This is a genomic window from Pseudomonas sp. HS6-2 (assembly GCF_049325675.2).
Classification (GTDB): domain Bacteria; phylum Pseudomonadota; class Gammaproteobacteria; order Pseudomonadales; family Pseudomonadaceae; genus Aquipseudomonas; species Aquipseudomonas putida_N.
In genome coordinates this window covers 3,941,901-3,955,948 of record NZ_CM143906.1, presented here as the reverse complement: position 1 = coordinate 3,955,948, position 14,048 = coordinate 3,941,901, and the positions used below count along the sequence as shown (strand labels likewise).

At 62.3% G+C, this 14,048-nt stretch carries 18 protein-coding genes and 1 tRNA gene; 6 read left to right on the top strand and 13 right to left on the bottom strand.

Annotated elements, in window-relative coordinates; all coding sequences use genetic code 11:
- Window positions 1-4 precede the first annotated feature (4 nt).
- The 7 genes from ACOKS3_RS18350 to ACOKS3_RS18320 all read right to left on the bottom strand — a co-directional run bounded on the left by ACOKS3_RS18350 (window position 5) and on the right by ACOKS3_RS18320 (window position 4,705).
- Complete coding sequence (locus ACOKS3_RS18350) at window positions 5-1,009, bottom strand: glycosyl transferase family protein (protein WP_422763534.1); 1,005 nt, start codon at window positions 1,007-1,009, stop codon at window positions 5-7.
- The gene (locus ACOKS3_RS18345) at window positions 1,006-1,341 is read right to left on the bottom strand and encodes a TusE/DsrC/DsvC family sulfur relay protein (RefSeq protein WP_103448054.1); all 336 of its coding nucleotides are present in this window, start codon (window positions 1,339-1,341) and stop codon (window positions 1,006-1,008) included. The genes ACOKS3_RS18350 and ACOKS3_RS18345 overlap by 4 nt, the downstream gene beginning before the upstream one ends.
- Complete coding sequence (gene tusB, locus ACOKS3_RS18340) at window positions 1,338-1,634, bottom strand: sulfurtransferase complex subunit TusB (protein WP_103448053.1); 297 nt, start codon at window positions 1,632-1,634, stop codon at window positions 1,338-1,340. The genes ACOKS3_RS18345 and tusB overlap by 4 nt, the downstream gene beginning before the upstream one ends.
- The gene (tusC, locus tag ACOKS3_RS18335) at window positions 1,634-1,993 is read right to left on the bottom strand and encodes a sulfurtransferase complex subunit TusC (protein ID WP_103448052.1); all 360 of its coding nucleotides are present in this window, start codon (window positions 1,991-1,993) and stop codon (window positions 1,634-1,636) included. The genes tusB and tusC overlap by 1 nt, the downstream gene beginning before the upstream one ends.
- Window position 1,994: 1 nt before the next feature.
- Complete coding sequence (tusD, locus tag ACOKS3_RS18330) at window positions 1,995-2,387, bottom strand: sulfurtransferase complex subunit TusD (protein WP_159409694.1); 393 nt, start codon at window positions 2,385-2,387, stop codon at window positions 1,995-1,997.
- Between the two features lie 87 nt (window positions 2,388-2,474).
- Window positions 2,475-3,854: a nucleobase:cation symporter-2 family protein gene (locus ACOKS3_RS18325; protein WP_103448050.1), complete on the bottom strand. Its 1,380-nt coding sequence runs from the start codon at window positions 3,852-3,854 to the stop codon at window positions 2,475-2,477.
- Between the two features lie 179 nt (window positions 3,855-4,033).
- Entirely contained in the window at window positions 4,034-4,705 is a 672-nt protein-coding gene (locus ACOKS3_RS18320) for a Bax inhibitor-1/YccA family protein (protein ID WP_060511118.1), read from the bottom strand.
- Window positions 4,706-4,837: 132 nt separating this feature from the next.
- On the opposite strand from ACOKS3_RS18320, the gene ACOKS3_RS18315 reads away from it, so the two are divergent.
- The 3 genes from ACOKS3_RS18315 to ACOKS3_RS18305 all read left to right on the top strand — a co-directional run bounded on the left by ACOKS3_RS18315 (window position 4,838) and on the right by ACOKS3_RS18305 (window position 6,413).
- Window positions 4,838-4,925 (top strand) — tRNA-Ser (locus ACOKS3_RS18315).
- An 86-nt stretch (window positions 4,926-5,011) separates the two neighbouring features.
- Complete coding sequence (locus tag ACOKS3_RS18310; RefSeq protein WP_422763535.1) at window positions 5,012-5,641, top strand: LysE family translocator; 630 nt, start codon at window positions 5,012-5,014, stop codon at window positions 5,639-5,641.
- Between the two features lie 109 nt (window positions 5,642-5,750).
- On the top strand, window positions 5,751-6,413 hold the full coding sequence (locus tag ACOKS3_RS18305) for a hypothetical protein (protein WP_181004507.1): 663 nt from the start codon (window positions 5,751-5,753) through the stop codon (window positions 6,411-6,413).
- Between the two features lie 38 nt (window positions 6,414-6,451).
- Here ACOKS3_RS18305 and ACOKS3_RS18300 read toward each other — a convergent pair whose 3' ends face one another.
- Window positions 6,452-6,706: a hypothetical protein gene (locus ACOKS3_RS18300; RefSeq protein WP_422763536.1), complete on the bottom strand. Its 255-nt coding sequence runs from the start codon at window positions 6,704-6,706 to the stop codon at window positions 6,452-6,454.
- Between the two features lie 132 nt (window positions 6,707-6,838).
- Window positions 6,839-7,018 carry a hypothetical protein gene (locus ACOKS3_RS18295; RefSeq protein WP_103448047.1) on the bottom strand — a complete coding sequence of 60 codons (180 nt, stop codon included), beginning with the start codon at window positions 7,016-7,018 and terminating at the stop codon, window positions 6,839-6,841.
- A gap of 143 nt (window positions 7,019-7,161) precedes the next feature.
- Here ACOKS3_RS18295 and ACOKS3_RS18290 point away from each other — a divergent pair, with 143 nt between their 5' ends.
- Window positions 7,162-8,040 carry a LysR substrate-binding domain-containing protein gene (locus ACOKS3_RS18290; protein ID WP_103448046.1) on the top strand — a complete coding sequence of 293 codons (879 nt, stop codon included), beginning with the start codon at window positions 7,162-7,164 and terminating at the stop codon, window positions 8,038-8,040.
- Window positions 8,041-8,122: 82 nt separating this feature from the next.
- Here ACOKS3_RS18290 and ACOKS3_RS18285 read toward each other — a convergent pair whose 3' ends face one another.
- Window positions 8,123-9,340: an amidohydrolase family protein gene (locus tag ACOKS3_RS18285; RefSeq protein WP_422763537.1), complete on the bottom strand. Its 1,218-nt coding sequence runs from the start codon at window positions 9,338-9,340 to the stop codon at window positions 8,123-8,125.
- A 273-nt stretch (window positions 9,341-9,613) separates the two neighbouring features.
- Here ACOKS3_RS18285 and ACOKS3_RS18280 point away from each other — a divergent pair, with 273 nt between their 5' ends.
- Both ACOKS3_RS18280 and ACOKS3_RS18275 read left to right on the top strand, forming a co-directional pair.
- Window positions 9,614-10,768 (top strand): MFS transporter, encoded by a 1,155-nt coding sequence (locus ACOKS3_RS18280; RefSeq protein ID WP_422763538.1) that lies wholly within the window; start codon window positions 9,614-9,616, stop codon window positions 10,766-10,768.
- Between the two features lie 108 nt (window positions 10,769-10,876).
- A complete protein-coding gene (locus ACOKS3_RS18275) occupies window positions 10,877-11,266 on the top strand; it encodes an NUDIX domain-containing protein (protein ID WP_103448044.1) in 390 nt (129 codons plus the stop codon).
- Window positions 11,267-11,313: 47 nt separating this feature from the next.
- Here the strand turns inward: ACOKS3_RS18275 and ACOKS3_RS18270 are convergent, their stop codons facing one another.
- The 3 genes from ACOKS3_RS18270 to ACOKS3_RS18260 form a co-directional block, all read right to left on the bottom strand.
- Complete coding sequence (locus tag ACOKS3_RS18270; protein WP_422763539.1) at window positions 11,314-11,499, bottom strand: hypothetical protein; 186 nt, start codon at window positions 11,497-11,499, stop codon at window positions 11,314-11,316.
- 345 nt (window positions 11,500-11,844) lie between these two features.
- Window positions 11,845-12,618, bottom strand: a complete 774-nt coding sequence (locus ACOKS3_RS18265) for an AraC family transcriptional regulator (protein WP_103448286.1) — start codon at window positions 12,616-12,618, stop codon at window positions 11,845-11,847.
- 34 nt (window positions 12,619-12,652) lie between these two features.
- Complete coding sequence (locus tag ACOKS3_RS18260) at window positions 12,653-13,888, bottom strand: MFS transporter (protein ID WP_103448042.1); 1,236 nt, start codon at window positions 13,886-13,888, stop codon at window positions 12,653-12,655.
- Between the last annotated feature and the right edge of the window lie 160 nt (window positions 13,889-14,048).

Sequence of the window (14,048 nt, the reverse complement as noted above, 5' to 3'; positions counted from 1 at the left end):
TTATCTATTTATTCGATTGGTTTCGTGCGGCCCAGTAAGCACGTGCGGTGGCGAAAGCCTGTTCGCGATCCTGGCCCAGGCCACGCAGCGCCAGGGCCATGGTTGCTACCACGGCCATTTCGCCGTAGCTGTCTTCGGCTTCGCCACGCCAGACTGCCAGTAGCTGCTCGGGCAGCAGGCTCGGTGGTTTCACATGGCGGCGTTCGCTCAGCGCCGGCCATTCCTCGTCCCAGGCTTCGCCTGCGCTGGTGCCATACAGGTGGCTGATGACATCAGGATTGACCTCAATCTCGCCGCCATCGCCCTTGATCACCACGGCATGGTCGCCGAGCAGGCGGCTGGCTTCGCGGTGCACCGCCTGGTAGCCGGGGTGGAAGATGCTTTGCAGGCCACAGCGTGCTCCCAGCGGATTCAATACCCGCGCCAGGGAATGGATTGGCGAGCGCAGGCCAAGGGTGTTGCGCAGGTCGATCATTCGCTGCAACTGCGGCGCCCAGTCGTGCAGCGGGGCAAAGGCCAGGCGCTGCTGGTCGAGCGCCTGGCTGGCCGCAGGCCAGTCACGGCACAGCGGAATCTCCAGCAGTGCCAGCAGCTGTTCGGTATACATGCGCCCGGCGGTGTGTGCGCCGCCGCCATGCATGAGGATACGCACGCCATTGGCGGCCAGGCACTTGGCGCTCAGCAGGTACCAGGGCAGGTGGCGCTTCTTGCCGGCGTAGGTCGGCCAGTCGATGTCCACGGCGATGCGCGGCGCCTGCAGGTGGGCACGCAGGGCTTCGGTGAAGCCGGCAAGCTCTTCGGCGCTTTCTTCCTTGTGCCGCAGCAGCATCAGGAAGGCACCCAGTTGGGTGTCCTCGACTTTGCCTTCGAGCAGCAAGGTCATGGCGGCGCGGGCTTCTTCGCGGGTCAGGCCGCGGGCACCGCGCTTGCCTTTGCCAAGGATGCGCACGAATTCGGCGAACGGGTGTTCGGCTGGGGTTTCCAGGGTCAGCGGGCGGGCGTCGGTCATATGCAATTGGTCGGCTTGGGCAGGCCCGCCAGCTTGGCGGCGAGTTTGGCGGGGGTGCCGTTGAACAGGCGGTTGAGGTGCGGGCTGTTGCCCTTTTCCGAGCCCAGCTTGAGCGCGGTGTACTTGATCAGCGGGCGGGTGGCCGGCGACAGCTGGTATTCATCGTAGAACTGGCGCAGCAGCTCGAGGACTTCCCAGTGGTCGGCGGTCAGGGCAATGCTTTCGCGCTCGGCCAGCGCCTCGGCGACGGGGTGCGACCAGTCTTGCAGGTCGACCAGGAAACCGTCCTTGTCCAGGGCGATGGCGCGATCGCCAACGTTCAGCGTACTCATAGCCAGCTGTTGACCTTGTCGTAGTGCAGCGACAGCTCGACGAAGGCCTGGTAGCCCACGGCCTTGGCCAGCGCGCCGCTGATGCCACGGGCCTGCAGGTCTTCGTCGAGGGCGAACAGGCGTTGTGCCAGGTTGGCAGCCTGCAGCTGGCGTTGAGTGTCACTGCCCTCGCGCAGGGCATAGACCGCATCGCCGCATAACAGCACGCCGTCGTCAGCGCCCAACAGGCGCAGGCAGCTGTCCAGGCGCTCGTCGCCGAACGGGGAGTGGGATAACACGTGCAGGGTTGCCATCAGAGCGTCACCACTTGGTCGAAACGGGCAATCAGGGTTTGCAGGGCAGTGTCGTCCAGCACTTCCACCGGCAGCTCCAGGCCATCGGCGGCCAGGCCACGGCGCGCCAAGCTGTGCTGGCAGGCAAACAGCTCTTCGACGCCGAACATCGGCAGCGCCTGCAGGTTGGCAGCGAGGTTCTTCTGCTCCACGGCGGCGGGTTGCTGGCCGGGCGCCAACTGGAACACGCCGTCATCGAGGAACAGCATGGCCAGCGGCAGGTCGAAGGCGCCGCCGGCCAGGGCGATATCCAGCGCCTCACGGGCGGACGGACCGTTCCACGGTGCCTGGCGGCTGATGATCAACATGGATTTGGCCATTTCAGTCGCCTCCGAAGCAGACCAGGCGGTCGGCCGTTTGTGCAGCTTCATGCAGCTGGCCGAGGCCAGACAGCTCCCACGGCTTGGGCAGGTTCACTGCCGGGCGCTGGTAGCGGCTGGCTTCGGCTTCATCGAGCACGCCACGGCGCAGGGCGGCGGCGATGCACACCACCGCGTCGAGCCGGTTGATTTCGATGAAGGCCCGCCACTGTGCGGCGATGTCCTGTTCATCCTGGGGGGTGACCACGTTGGCCGAGGCGCTGTGCACCCCGTCCTGGTAGAAGAACAGCCGGGCAATCTCATGCCCGCCAGCCAGCACTGCCTCGGCGAAGCGCAGGGCGCGGCGCGAGGAGGGCGCATGGGCCGGGGAAAAAACCGCGATAGCGAATTTCATGGGCAACTCGTGTAAAGGAATGCCGCCATGATAAAACAAAAAGCCCGCGCAAGTGGGCGCGGGCTTTGTCGGCAGGGCAGGCGCGGATCAGGCGTTTTCCTTGCTCTCCGGCAGGAACCAGTTCAGCACCAGGGCGCAGATGCCACCGGTAGCCACACCCGATTCCAGCACATTGCGGATCGCCGCCGGCATGTGCGCCAGGAACTCCGGCACCTGTGCCACACCCAGGCCCAGCGCCAGCGACACGGCGATGATCAGCAGGGCGCGACGGTCCAGGCGAGTACTGGCCAGAATGTTGATGCCCGACGCGGCAACCGCCCCGAACATCACCATCGCTGCGCCACCCAGCACTGGCTCAGGCACCGCCTGGATCACACCGGCCACGCTCGGGAACAGGCCCAGCAGCACCAGCATGACGGCAATCCAGATACCGATATGGCGGCTGGCAATACCGGTCAGCTGAATCACGCCGTTGTTCTGGGCGAAGATCGAACTCGGGAAGGTGTTGAACAGGCCGGCCAGCAGCGAGTTGGCACCGTTGACCAGCACGCCGCCCTTGATGCGCGACATCCACAGCGGGCCTTCGACTGGCTGGCGCGAAACCTTGCTGGTGGCCGTTACGTCACCAATGGCTTCCAGCGAGGTCACCAGGTAGATCACCAGCATCGGGATGAACAGCGCCCAGGAGAAGCCCAGGCCGAAGTGCAGCGGCGTTGGCACCTGGAACAGCGCGGCTTCGTGCATGCCGGTGAAGTCCAGGCGGCCGAGGTAACCCGCCAGGGCGTAGCCGACCGCCAGGGCAATGACGATCGCGCAGCTGCGCATCCACACCACCGGGATGCGGTTGAGGATCACGATCACCGCCAGCACGGCGCCCGACAGCAGCAGGTTTTCACCGTTGGCAAAGGTGCCATTGGCCATGGCGCCGAAGCCGCCGCCCATGCTGATCAGGCCGACCTTGATCAAGGTCAGGCCGATCATTAGCACGACAATACCGGTCACCAGCGGGGTGATCAGGCGTTTGACGAACGGCAGGATGCGCGACACGCCCATCTCGACGAACGAGCCCGCAATCACTACCCCGAAGATCGCCGCCATCACGCTTTCGACCGGCGTGCCCTGCTTGACCATCAGCGCGCCACCGGCAATCAGCGGCCCGACGAAGTTGAAGCTGGTGCCCTGCACGATCAGCAGCCCTGCACCGAATGGGCCGAAACGCTTGCACTGGACGAAGGTGGCAATACCGGAGATCACCAGCGACATGGAGACGATGAGGTTGGTATCGCGAGCCGAAACGCCCAACGCCTGGCAGATCAGCAGGCCAGGGGTGACGATTGGCACGATGATCGCCAGCAGATGCTGCAGCGCTGCCAGCAGGCCGATCAACAGCCGTGGCTTGTCCTCAAGGCCAAGTACCAGTTCGTTGGCAGGCGCCGTGGCGCCCGGGCTGTGTTCGTGTGAGCTCATCGCTGAAGCTGCCCCGGAAGAAAAAAGGAGCGCATTCTACGGGCAGAAGTGCGATTGCGGTAGGGGAATGCACGATGCCGACAAGATCGGCGATCATTTGCATAGTTATCTGACTTTTAAGTCAAAGAATGGGCGCAAAAAAGCCCGCCGAAGCGGGCTCTTCCGTAAAGCCAACCCAATCAGTCGTCGCGGCCCATGATGCCGAACAGCTGCAGCAGGCTGATGAACAGGTTGTAGATCGATACATACAGGCTGATGGTCGCCATGATGTAGTTGCGCTCACCGCCATGAATGATCGCGCTGGTCTGGAACAGGATGCAGACCGACGAGAACAGCACGAAGCCAGCACTGATCGCCAGTTGCAGGCCGCTGATCTGGAAGAAGAAGCTGGCGACCACCGCGCCCAGCAACACAAAGAAGCCAGCAGTGATGAAGCCGCTGAGGAAGCTCATGTCCTTGCGGGTGATCAGCACATAGGCCGACAGACCACCGAACACCAGCGCGGTCATGGCGAAGGCCGAACTGACCACTTCGGCGCCACCGGCCATGCCCAGGTAACGGTTGAGGATCGGGCCGAGGATAAAGCCCATGAAGCCGGTAAGGGCGAAGGTGGACACCAGGCCCCAGACCGAATCACGCAGTTTGTTGGTCAGGAAGAACAGACCGTAGAAGCCGATCAGCACGACGAACACGTTCGGGTAACCGACGCGCATCTGCTGGGCAACGAAGGCCATGACACCGCTGAAGGCGAGGGTGAGTGCCAGCAAGCTGTACGTGTTGCGCAGGACCTTGCTGACCTCCTGCTGCTCGGCTTGCTGGCCGTGGTGTACGGCGTAATCCTGTTCGCGCATGGCGACACTCCTTATGGATCCATGGTTTTGGACGTTCAGATGCAAGCAGTCTAACAGAGGCTCCGCAACCCGCGACACAGAGAGTTTGACAGCGTGTTTCATTACGGTATTATGGCGGCCGCAAAACGAGCTGGAAGCGTGGCCGAGTGGTTTAAGGCAACGGTCTTGAAAACCGTCGATGGGCAACTATCCTAGAGTTCGAATCTCTACGCTTCCGCCACATTCAAAGCCCTGATTATTCAGGGCTTTTTGCGTTTCTGGGGCATGGAAAAACCTCCCGTGGGAACACACTTGGGAATGGCTGTGATGATCGATCTACCGATGCTCCTCGCCTTCATCGCCGCTGCCTCGGTACTTGCTGTAACTCCGGGTGTCGATACGGCCATGGTGCTCCGGGCTGCGGCAGTAGATGGACGTCGTACGGCGCTCCTGGCAGCCGTGGGTGTCGCGCTTGGCTGCCTGGCCTGGGGCGGCGCCGTTTCGCTGGGACTGGGTGTGCTGCTGCAACGTTCCGAGGTTGCCTACACCGTGCTGAAGTCAGCCGGTGCCGCATACCTCCTGTGGGTTGGGATCAAGCTCCTGCTCAAACCCCGTCAGTCCTTCCAGAACAAATTGGAGGGCGATAACACCGTGTCAGGCTGGAGCGCCTTTGCCCGTGGCCTTCTGACCAATCTCCTGAACCCCAAGGTCGGTATCTTCTACGTGACCTTTCTACCTCAATTCATCCCGGCCGGTGTTGCACTGTCGATGTACTCGTTCTTCCTGGCGTCCATTCACGTGCTCTTGACAGTCGTCTGGTTCGGCCTGCTGATCGCGGCCACGATGCCTCTGAAAAACCTGCTGAGTCAGCCGTTAACTGTCAAAGCGCTGGATAGGGTCACTGGGGGTATCTTCATCGCATTCGGGCTGAAAATCGCGGCCTCGTCTGCTCGATAGTCCCCAAGCCTTCCCTGAGATTCCGCAGCGCGGTCGGCATCTGCACCTGAATCAATGCCGCCTCAAGGAACAACCGTAGCGACTCAAGTTCACGTGTCGACGCCACATCATGCCGCGGCTGGCGACTTGGGCTGTAGCAGCATCGCTTGCAAGGCTGACGCTGCTGCAGACGAGTGAGCAAGCTGCAAGAAAGCGAAAAATCTGGTTTCCTGACACGTTCGAACGAATGGTTTCCGAATGCCGACAAGCCACCAGGAATGAAATGAGAAAGTACCTCACCGTAGCAATCTCACTACTGGCCCCGCTGGTGCTCTCTGCCTGCTCCACAACGGGCACCGCAAAGTCGCCCAGCGAAACGGCCATCACAACGCCCAAATACCTGAAAAGTGACCTGTACGGCGTCTGGTACTCCAACGCCGATGACGGCACTTCCCAGGCGCTGGCACTGTTGCTGCTCAAGGCGGACGGTACAGCCACCGACTTCATGATCCTCAACGAAAAAGACTCGATGCAAAAAATCGTACAACAGTCGTCATGGTCGTACGACGCTGAACGTAATGTCTTCGAGCAGACAATCAGCGAGGTATCCGTCCAGAAGGGCAAGGCCCCCGCGCAGGTCACTCATCCGCATGAAGTCATCCGGGCGTCGGTCGAGTTGGTAAAGCTGGATAACAAAGTGATGGGCATCAGGTTCAAGCGGGAAGATGGCGAGGTCACCGGTTACCTCAAAGGCAGCGCCGCCATGCTTGAGAAACTCAAGCACATCCAGTAAGCACTAATCGAAAGCCCGCCGAAGCGGGCTGATTGCTTTCACTGTTCCATGACCGAGCATTCCACTCGCAAGAAGGGAAAAAGCTCGTCTGGATTTCGGCATTCATCGTTGAATTTCACGCGTGCCGCTTCTGCCAGCGACCGGGTCGAGTAGCTCGGCTTCAGGCGCAGTTTTTCTTGATTGTCGTAAATGTCGAAACCGCCTGAAATGGTTGCGGCGTAGAAGCGCGACCCTGCTTGAAAGGATTCTTTTTCGATGGGTACAGCTGGAACGATAACAAATCTTGTTTGCATGATTCGCGCCTCCCCAGGCATTAACCTTAGTATTAGCCTGAGGTGTGAAGGCATCAATATGACTCATCGAGACGATTCAATGGCGCGTCGTGTCAGTGCTGTCAGGCAACCGTTTGCGGCGTGGGCAGCTGATCAACGTTGGGCTTTCTGCCGCTGCGAGCGCTGGATACGGTTGACCGCGATCTGTACGCAGGCTGCCACAACGCAGAGCAAACCGACTTTCCAGCTACCCTCAAGGCCAAAATGCTCAGCCAGTTTCCCCGCGATGATCACACACACGAAGATGGCCACAGGTAGGATCAGTTTGTTCATCAGGTTTTCCAGGGAGGGGCAAAGAAAGGCGCCAGTCTACTTCACTGGGCTAGCCCCGTGACAACGGACACCAATAAGCGCTTCCCCGTGGCCCAGCTTCAGGCATCATGCTCCCAGCCTCACTCGAAAACCGACCTCAGCCAATGACCGACAGCACCAAACCCAACCGCGCCATCTACGACCTGGACATGCTCCGCGCCGTGGTCATGGTGGCCGACTGCGGCAGCTTCACCACCGCCGCCGCACGCTTGCATTCCACCCAGTCCACGGTCAGCCAGAAGGTGCGCCGGCTGGAGGAAATGGTCGGCCACCAGCTGCTCGACCGGAGCAACCGCGAGGTGCATCCGACCGACGCCGGGGAAACCCTGCTGCGTTACGCACGGCATCTGCTTTCGGTGAGCAACCAGCTGAGCGAAGTGATGTCGGGCGGGGTCTCGGTCACGGTGCGCATCGGCCTGCCGGACGATTTTGTCGCCGGCAAGACGATGCAGGCGCTGGCGGCCTTCAACCGGCTCAACCCGACGGTCAAGCTGGAAATCACCGGCGGCCTGAGCCGTGACCTGATGAGTACCTACGACCGTGGTGAGCTGGACCTGGTGCTGGTCAAGCAGCGGCGTCATAGCCGCGAGGCCAATGCCTGCCAGCCTGAGCGCATCGAGTGGATCGACAGCGCGCAGTATCCGAGCTTTGCCCAGGACCCGATCCCGCTGGTGACCTTTCCGCCGCGTGGCCTGTACCGCGATGACATGATCAGCGCGGTCGAGGCCATGGGCCGCAGTTGGCGCATCGGTTTTACCAGTTCGAGCCTGGCGGGTATCCAGGCGGCGGTGGCCAATGGCTTGGGCGTCAGCCTGTTGCCGTCGCGGGTGGTGACAGATGCGCATCGGGTGCTGGGGGCGGAGCAGGGGTTCAAGCCGATCCGGGTGTTCGAGGCGGCGATCTTCCATCGGCCTACGGCGGACCCGATGGTCAAGGAGCTGGCCGAGATTCTGATCGGCATCCTGCGGGCGGAGGCTGAGTGAGAGGGGGCTGCTTCGCAGCCCATCACCGCATTCGTAGCAGCGCTTGCCGGCGATGGACCGCAAAGCGGCCCTAAAGAACTCGCTAGCGACGCAGTTCAGTGGCGAACTGCGCAGCCTTCAACTGCAACTGCGCAGGCCCGCCCCAGAACGCGCCGTGGCGCACGATCACCCGTTCATGGATGGCTGCCGCCACCGCAGCCGCCGCATTTGGCGCCTTGAACAGGATGAAGCTGGCTTCATTGCCCACCTTCAACCCGTAATCCTGCTTGCCCATCACCTCGGCACTGGCCACGGTCGCCATCTCCAGCGCGACCCGCAGTTCCTCGTCGGTATTGAATCCGGAGCGGTAGCTGACCAGCATTGCCCGTTGCAGCATGTCGCCGTTGCCGTAGGGCCACCAGGCGTCCTGGATATTGTCGTTGCCGGTAAATACTCTCACGCCACCTGCGCGCAGGCGCAGTACGGGCGGGAAGTCGTGCTCGCCGGGGGCGTTGGTCATGATCGACACGCCAGCAGTAGCCAGCACCTCGGCAGTGCGGTCAACCACGGTGTCGGTGACATCACCCAGGCCGTAGGCGTGGCTGACCGCCACCAGGCCCTGCATGCCCAGTGCCTGGGTACGGGCGGCGATGCGCTCGAGCTGGGCGATGCAGATGTCGCCCGGTTCGTGCAGGTGGATATCGACCTTCACACCCTGCCGGTCGGCAATGCCGAAAACGATATCAAGCTGGGCTTCGGCGTCGCCGTCCAAGGTGGTCGGGTCGATGCCGCCAACCACCTGAACGCCTTCGCGCACGGCGGCTTCCATCACTTCGGCAGTGCCGGGGCAGGTCACTACACCGGCTTGCGGGAAAGCCACCAGCTCGATGTCGATCAGGTCTTTCCACTTGTCGCGGGCTTCGAGGATGGCGCGCAGGTTGGTCAGGCCAGTGGTGGCGTCGACGTCGACATGGCAGCGCATGGCCAGGGTACCGAACGAGGCGGCCTGGCGCATCAGCGCGTCGGCGCGCTCGACGATCGGCGGGGCGCTGGCGAGTTCGCGCTTCTCCACGGCCAGGCGTTCGCGCAGGCTGGTGACGGGCTGGTGCGGGCGCCAGCGGTCGCCGACGAAGCTCTTGTCCAGGTGGATGTGGCCATCGACGAAGCCGGGCAGCACCAGCAGGCCTTCGAGGTCGATGGTCTCACTGCCAGCGGTGCTGGCGCGTTGCGGGCCGATGTGGCTGATGCGGCCGCAGCGCACGGCGATATTCAGGGGTTGGCCATCGGCGTCGATGGCATTGATGAACTCACGGTCGTTCATGATGGGGCCTTTTTTTCCGAGGCTTGTGTACCGCCATACGGTAGGGATGATCCAGGCCCCCCACAAATTAATTATCAGGATCGACCGCAGTGCATTTCTTGATGCAGTTGGACTGCATTAAAAAGTGCACTGAAGTGGATTCCGATAATTAACTTCCAATGCTTTCGAACTCGGCCCAGGATTCACTGCATGACCGGCCCGGCCGCCTGATACGGCGCTTTCAGGGCTGCTCAACACCCACAATAAAAACAAATGCCGTGTCGGAGTCCTCCCATGATCAATGATTCCAAGCTGCTGCGTGCCGCCTTGATTTTCATTGCCTGTACTTCATTCATCGTCTGTGGCGTGCAACCCATTTTCATGGGGTTGGTCACCGAGCAACTGAGCCTGTCGCTCGACCAGCAAGGCTGGCTGGTGTCGGTCGAGATGATCGGCATGACCCTGGGCACCTTGCTATGCCCGACCCTGATGAAGCGCCACGCAGGGCGCAGCCTGTGCCTGTCGGTCGGTGCGCTGTGTGTGGCCCTGAGTGTCGCCACTGCCTTCGCCAGCACCAATCTGGTGTTGCTGATCGTGCGCCTGGCAGCCGGCACCTGCGCCGGGCTGGTGTATGCCTATGCAGTGTCGACGCTGGGTCGCCTGCCCAACCAGGACCGTTCGTTCGGGCTGATGCTGTTGCTGCAGACCCCTGAGTACTCGCTGTTTTCCGCAGCCTTGCCGATGCTTGCCGCACACAGCGGGACGGTGACCGCCTTGTGCGCATTCGGCCTGTGGTACCTGTTGATCTGTGGCGCCAGCCTGGTGTTGCCGCGTCGCCCGGCAGTATCGCTGGCAAGCGGCGAAGGCTCGCCCGCCCAGGGTGGTTCGGCGCGCACGGGGCGCACGGCGCTGGTGGGCATGCTGTTCATGCAGATCGCCATCTATTGCGTGTGGGGCTTCATCGATCAGTTGGCGCGTGACCAGGGCATCGACGCTGTCGATATCGGCTGGGCGTTCGGCCTGTCGGCCATCGGTGGCCTGCCAGGGGCAGGGCTGCCAAGCCTGCTGGGGGCGCGGGTCAACCGTCAGCTGATGATCGCGGTGGGGCTGGTCGCGGTGTTCATCTCCATTGCCATGCTCACCGGTCACACCCGCACGCCGATGCAGCTGTTCGTCGCGCTGCTGCTGATCAACTTTGGCTGGGTGCTGTCGCTGTCGTACTACATGGCGCTGATCACCACCAATGACCCGACTGGCAAGCTCACGCCGCTGGTCAGCATCACCTTGATGGGCGCTGCGGCGGTGACCCCAGCGTTGATCGCCTTGCTGGTGGCGGGCTCCAACCAGCAACTGATCTTCCTGCTGGGCACTGCGGCGTTGCTGGTTGCCTTCGCCGTGACCTGCCTGGGGGCGGGGACCCGGGCGGTCCGCAGCAAGGCAGCCATCTGAACCATCGCGCGTTGGTAATGGTCATTCAATCGACACATTACCCCCCTACAGTCGGGACAGGAGCCTTGCACGGCTCCTGACCGATCAACCGAATGGGATCGCGCGCGCATGAAGGCAATGGACACGGCTACAGCCAGACGCAAGGGCATCAAGCTTCGCGCCACGGTGATCTACCGCAAGGATGGCGAGGTGCTGTTCGTACGCAAGCGCAACGCCAAATGGAACCTGCCTGGCGGCACGGTGGAACACGATGAAACGCCGTTGCAGGCGGCGCATCGCGAGATGGTCGAAGAGACAGGCCTGGCCTTCGACGAGTTGCGCTACATCGCCGAGTTCAGGGAAGACAAGGTCATCCACTACCTGTTCGAGGCCCGAAAGAGCGCGTCTAAACCGCGCCCTTGCAACGAAATCGACGCCTGTCGCTGGATCAAGCCAAAGGCAGTATCGAAGCGTCGGGTGAGGCGCCCGATCAAGACCATTCTCAAGCGCTGCGCCTGAGCTGGCGCACGCGCAAAACGCCCCGTGTTGACGGGGCGTTGGCTTTTCTACTGCAGCGTCGGCGGTTTGGCCGCCTCTGGCAACGCAGCCACCACGGCTTCGATCCGCGAAATTTCCTGCGCAAGCCGTTCAGCTTCCTTGTGCTTGCCCTCGGCTTTCAAGCGATCGCGCTCTCGGCGCAGGTTGAGTAAGTTCTTCTGCAAGGCCAAGCCAGATTTATTGTATTGATCCATGTTTCTCTCGTGCCATTTGCATCCATGCTGTTGTAGGAAAAATGGACCGTAGCAGCGATAAAACCCTGCGGAAACTGAGGTTTCATACAGGAAAATCCAGAAGTCATGATTCTTCTTACATAGCCTGGAAGAAACGTCCTACAAATAGGCTTGCAACCTGTTTCAAGTCATTTAAGTCAGATATCTACCCGATAGCCGAATTTGCCGTGTGTTGCGGCACAGTTTCAGTTTCTGGCGCAGGCGTAAGGCGGCAAGGCGATTCAGCCTTGGCTGAAACGTTATGTAGTAATTGTCACGTCTACTACCGCCATCCAAGCTGCGTGGCCGAGCGCTGTTGCGCCATGGCTACTTGAAGAACTGGCTTGGCGTGATGCCGAACTGGCGCTTGAACATGCTGGCGAAGGCGCTGGGGCTGTCATAGCCGAGCGTGCCTGCAACATCGATGATGCGCTCGCCCAGGGCGATGCGCTCCAGTGCCTGCATCAGCCGCGCCTGCTGGCGCCACTGGCCGAAGGTCATGCCGGTTTCCTTGCGGAACAGGCGCTGGATGGTCTTCTCGTCTATGCCCAGGTGCGCGCCCCAGTCGGCCACGGTCGAGGTGTCGTGGGGCCGCTCGTGCAGGGCCGAGCAGATGGCCCGCAGGCGTTTGTCGCTGGGGTGCAGCAGTTTCAGCGGCAGGGTCGGCAGCACGCAGATCTCGTCGAGGATCAGGCGCATGATCCGCGCCTCTCGCGAGTCCTCGACAAATGGCCCTGCAAAGTCGACCGAGGCCTTGATCAGTTCACTGAGCAGCGGCGAGATGCTGATGGCCTTGCTTTCCAGCGGCAGCCCGCACGCCGCATCGGGGCGCACGAACACGCTGCGCATCTTCACGTCACCGACGCAGCGAATGGCATGCACCTGCCCGCAGGGCATCCATATGCCGCGGCTGGGCGGCACGGTCCAGCGCTCGGCCTCGGACTCGACCAGCATCAGGCCCTTGATGGCGTAGATCAGCTGGTGCTTGGCATGCGAGTGGGGGGCGATGTGCCAGTCCGACGGGTAGTCGGTTGCCCGGCTGCCCACCTCCCAGGTCCAGTCATCGACCTCCATCAGCAGTTCGTGCTGGGGTTTGACCATGATGCTCTCGTCCAGTCCAACAAGCGTGGCCATGTTAGCAGCAGCGGGTGGGCCGCGCCTTCGAACGGGTTGCCGGCAGCAGTGCGGTGGCAAGGCCGAGCAGCGGCAGGAACGAGATCACTTGGTACACCCACTCGATGCCATGCAGGTCGGCCAGCTCGCCAAGGCCCGCAGCACCGATGCCGCTGATGCCGAACATCAGGCCGAACATCACCCCCGACACCATGCCGACGCGGCCAGGCACGGCTTCCTGGGCGTACACCACCAGCGCGGCGAAGGCCGACGACATCACCAGGCCGATGGCCACCGCCAGCACCGCGGTCCAGGCCAGGTTGGCGTAGGGCAGGGCGAGGGCGAATGGGGCAACGCCAAGGAACGAGATCCAGATCACTGCCTTGCGCCCGATACGGTCACCGACCGGCCCGCCGGCAAAGGTGCCCAGGGCCACGGCGGCGAGGAACACGAACAGGTACAGCTGGCTTTGCTGCACGCTCAGGCCGAAGTGCTCGATCAGGTAGAAGGTGAAGTAGTTGGTGAAAGACGCAATGTAGACGAACTTGGCGAACATCAGCACGGCAATCACGCCCACGGCGCGCCACATGGCACCTTTCGAAAGGCCGGGCGCCTGTTGCCCTGCCAGGCCCTTGAGCTGGGTCTGCCCGTGGCGGATGGTCCATCCGGTAACGCGCAGCAGCACGAAGATCGCCAGCCCTGCCGCCAGCATGAACCAGGCAATGGCGGGCTGGCCATGGGGGATGACGATGGCGGCGGTCAGCAGCGGGCCGATCGCCGAGCCGGTGTTGCCACCGACCTGGAAGGTCGACTGCGCGGTGCCGAAGCGCCCGCCGGAGGCCATGCGCGCGACCCGTGAGGCTTCGGGGTGGAAGGTTGCCGAACCGATACCCACCACAGCAGCGGCGAACAGCAGCATCTCGTAGCTGTTGGCGAAGGCGAGCAGGGCGATGCCGACCAGGGTGAACAGCATGCCGGTGGGCAGCAGGTACGGCATGGGGCGCTTGTCGGTGTACATGCCGACCCAGGGCTGCAGCAGCGAGGCGGTGACCTGGTAGATCAGGGCGATCCAGCCGATCTGGGCGAAACTCAGCGAGAAGTCACTCTTGAGCATTGGGTAGATCGACGGCAGCACGGCCTGGATCAGGTCGTTGAGCAAATGGGCGAAGGCGGCGGCACCGACGATCCTGACCAGGAAGCCCTGGGGTTGGTCGGCGGCTGTGGCGGGTTGGGCCAAGGAGGCGGCAGGAGTCGTCATGGGCGAGGCTCTTTTTCGAGTGGTGGCAAGGCATTGCCCGACGGAGGTTATCCAGCCGGGCAATGCCTGTCTCACGCCGAACAGGCACTCACTGTCGCGATTCGGGCATTTCGGGCTTTGGTCTGTACTGGCCTCCAGATTCCGACAACCAGCCAGGCAA

Excerpts from the sequence above, each read along its gene's own strand:
- tusC (WP_103448052.1), bottom strand. The coding sequence starts at position 1,993 with ATGGCCAAATCCATGTTGATCATCAGCCGCCAGGCACCGTGGAACGGT.
- tusB (WP_103448053.1), bottom strand. The coding sequence starts at position 1,634 with ATGGCAACCCTGCACGTGTTATCCCACTCCCCGTTCGGCGACGAGCGC.
- ACOKS3_RS18325 (WP_103448050.1), bottom strand. The coding sequence starts at position 3,854 with ATGAGCTCACACGAACACAGCCCGGGCGCCACGGCGCCTGCCAACGAA.
- ACOKS3_RS18275 (WP_103448044.1), top strand. The coding sequence starts at position 10,877 with ATGAAGGCAATGGACACGGCTACAGCCAGACGCAAGGGCATCAAGCTT.
- ACOKS3_RS18320 (WP_060511118.1), bottom strand. The coding sequence starts at position 4,705 with ATGCGCGAACAGGATTACGCCGTACACCACGGCCAGCAAGCCGAGCAG.
- ACOKS3_RS18285 (WP_422763537.1), bottom strand. The coding sequence starts at position 9,340 with ATGAACGACCGTGAGTTCATCAATGCCATCGACGCCGATGGCCAACCC.
- tusD (WP_159409694.1), bottom strand. The coding sequence starts at position 2,387 with ATGAAATTCGCTATCGCGGTTTTTTCCCCGGCCCATGCGCCCTCCTCG.
- ACOKS3_RS18270 (WP_422763539.1), bottom strand. The coding sequence starts at position 11,499 with ATGGATCAATACAATAAATCTGGCTTGGCCTTGCAGAAGAACTTACTC.
- ACOKS3_RS18280 (WP_422763538.1), top strand. The coding sequence starts at position 9,614 with ATGATCAATGATTCCAAGCTGCTGCGTGCCGCCTTGATTTTCATTGCC.
- ACOKS3_RS18345 (WP_103448054.1), bottom strand. The coding sequence starts at position 1,341 with ATGAGTACGCTGAACGTTGGCGATCGCGCCATCGCCCTGGACAAGGAC.
- ACOKS3_RS18305 (WP_181004507.1), top strand. The coding sequence starts at position 5,751 with ATGCCGCGGCTGGCGACTTGGGCTGTAGCAGCATCGCTTGCAAGGCTG.
- ACOKS3_RS18290 (WP_103448046.1), top strand. The coding sequence starts at position 7,162 with ATGACCGACAGCACCAAACCCAACCGCGCCATCTACGACCTGGACATG.
- ACOKS3_RS18350 (WP_422763534.1), bottom strand. The coding sequence starts at position 1,009 with ATGACCGACGCCCGCCCGCTGACCCTGGAAACCCCAGCCGAACACCCG.
- ACOKS3_RS18310 (WP_422763535.1), top strand. The coding sequence starts at position 5,012 with ATGATCGATCTACCGATGCTCCTCGCCTTCATCGCCGCTGCCTCGGTA.
- ACOKS3_RS18295 (WP_103448047.1), bottom strand. The coding sequence starts at position 7,018 with ATGAACAAACTGATCCTACCTGTGGCCATCTTCGTGTGTGTGATCATC.
- ACOKS3_RS18265 (WP_103448286.1), bottom strand. The coding sequence starts at position 12,618 with ATGGTCAAACCCCAGCACGAACTGCTGATGGAGGTCGATGACTGGACC.
- ACOKS3_RS18300 (WP_422763536.1), bottom strand. The coding sequence starts at position 6,706 with ATGCAAACAAGATTTGTTATCGTTCCAGCTGTACCCATCGAAAAAGAA.
- ACOKS3_RS18260 (WP_103448042.1), bottom strand. The coding sequence starts at position 13,888 with ATGACGACTCCTGCCGCCTCCTTGGCCCAACCCGCCACAGCCGCCGAC.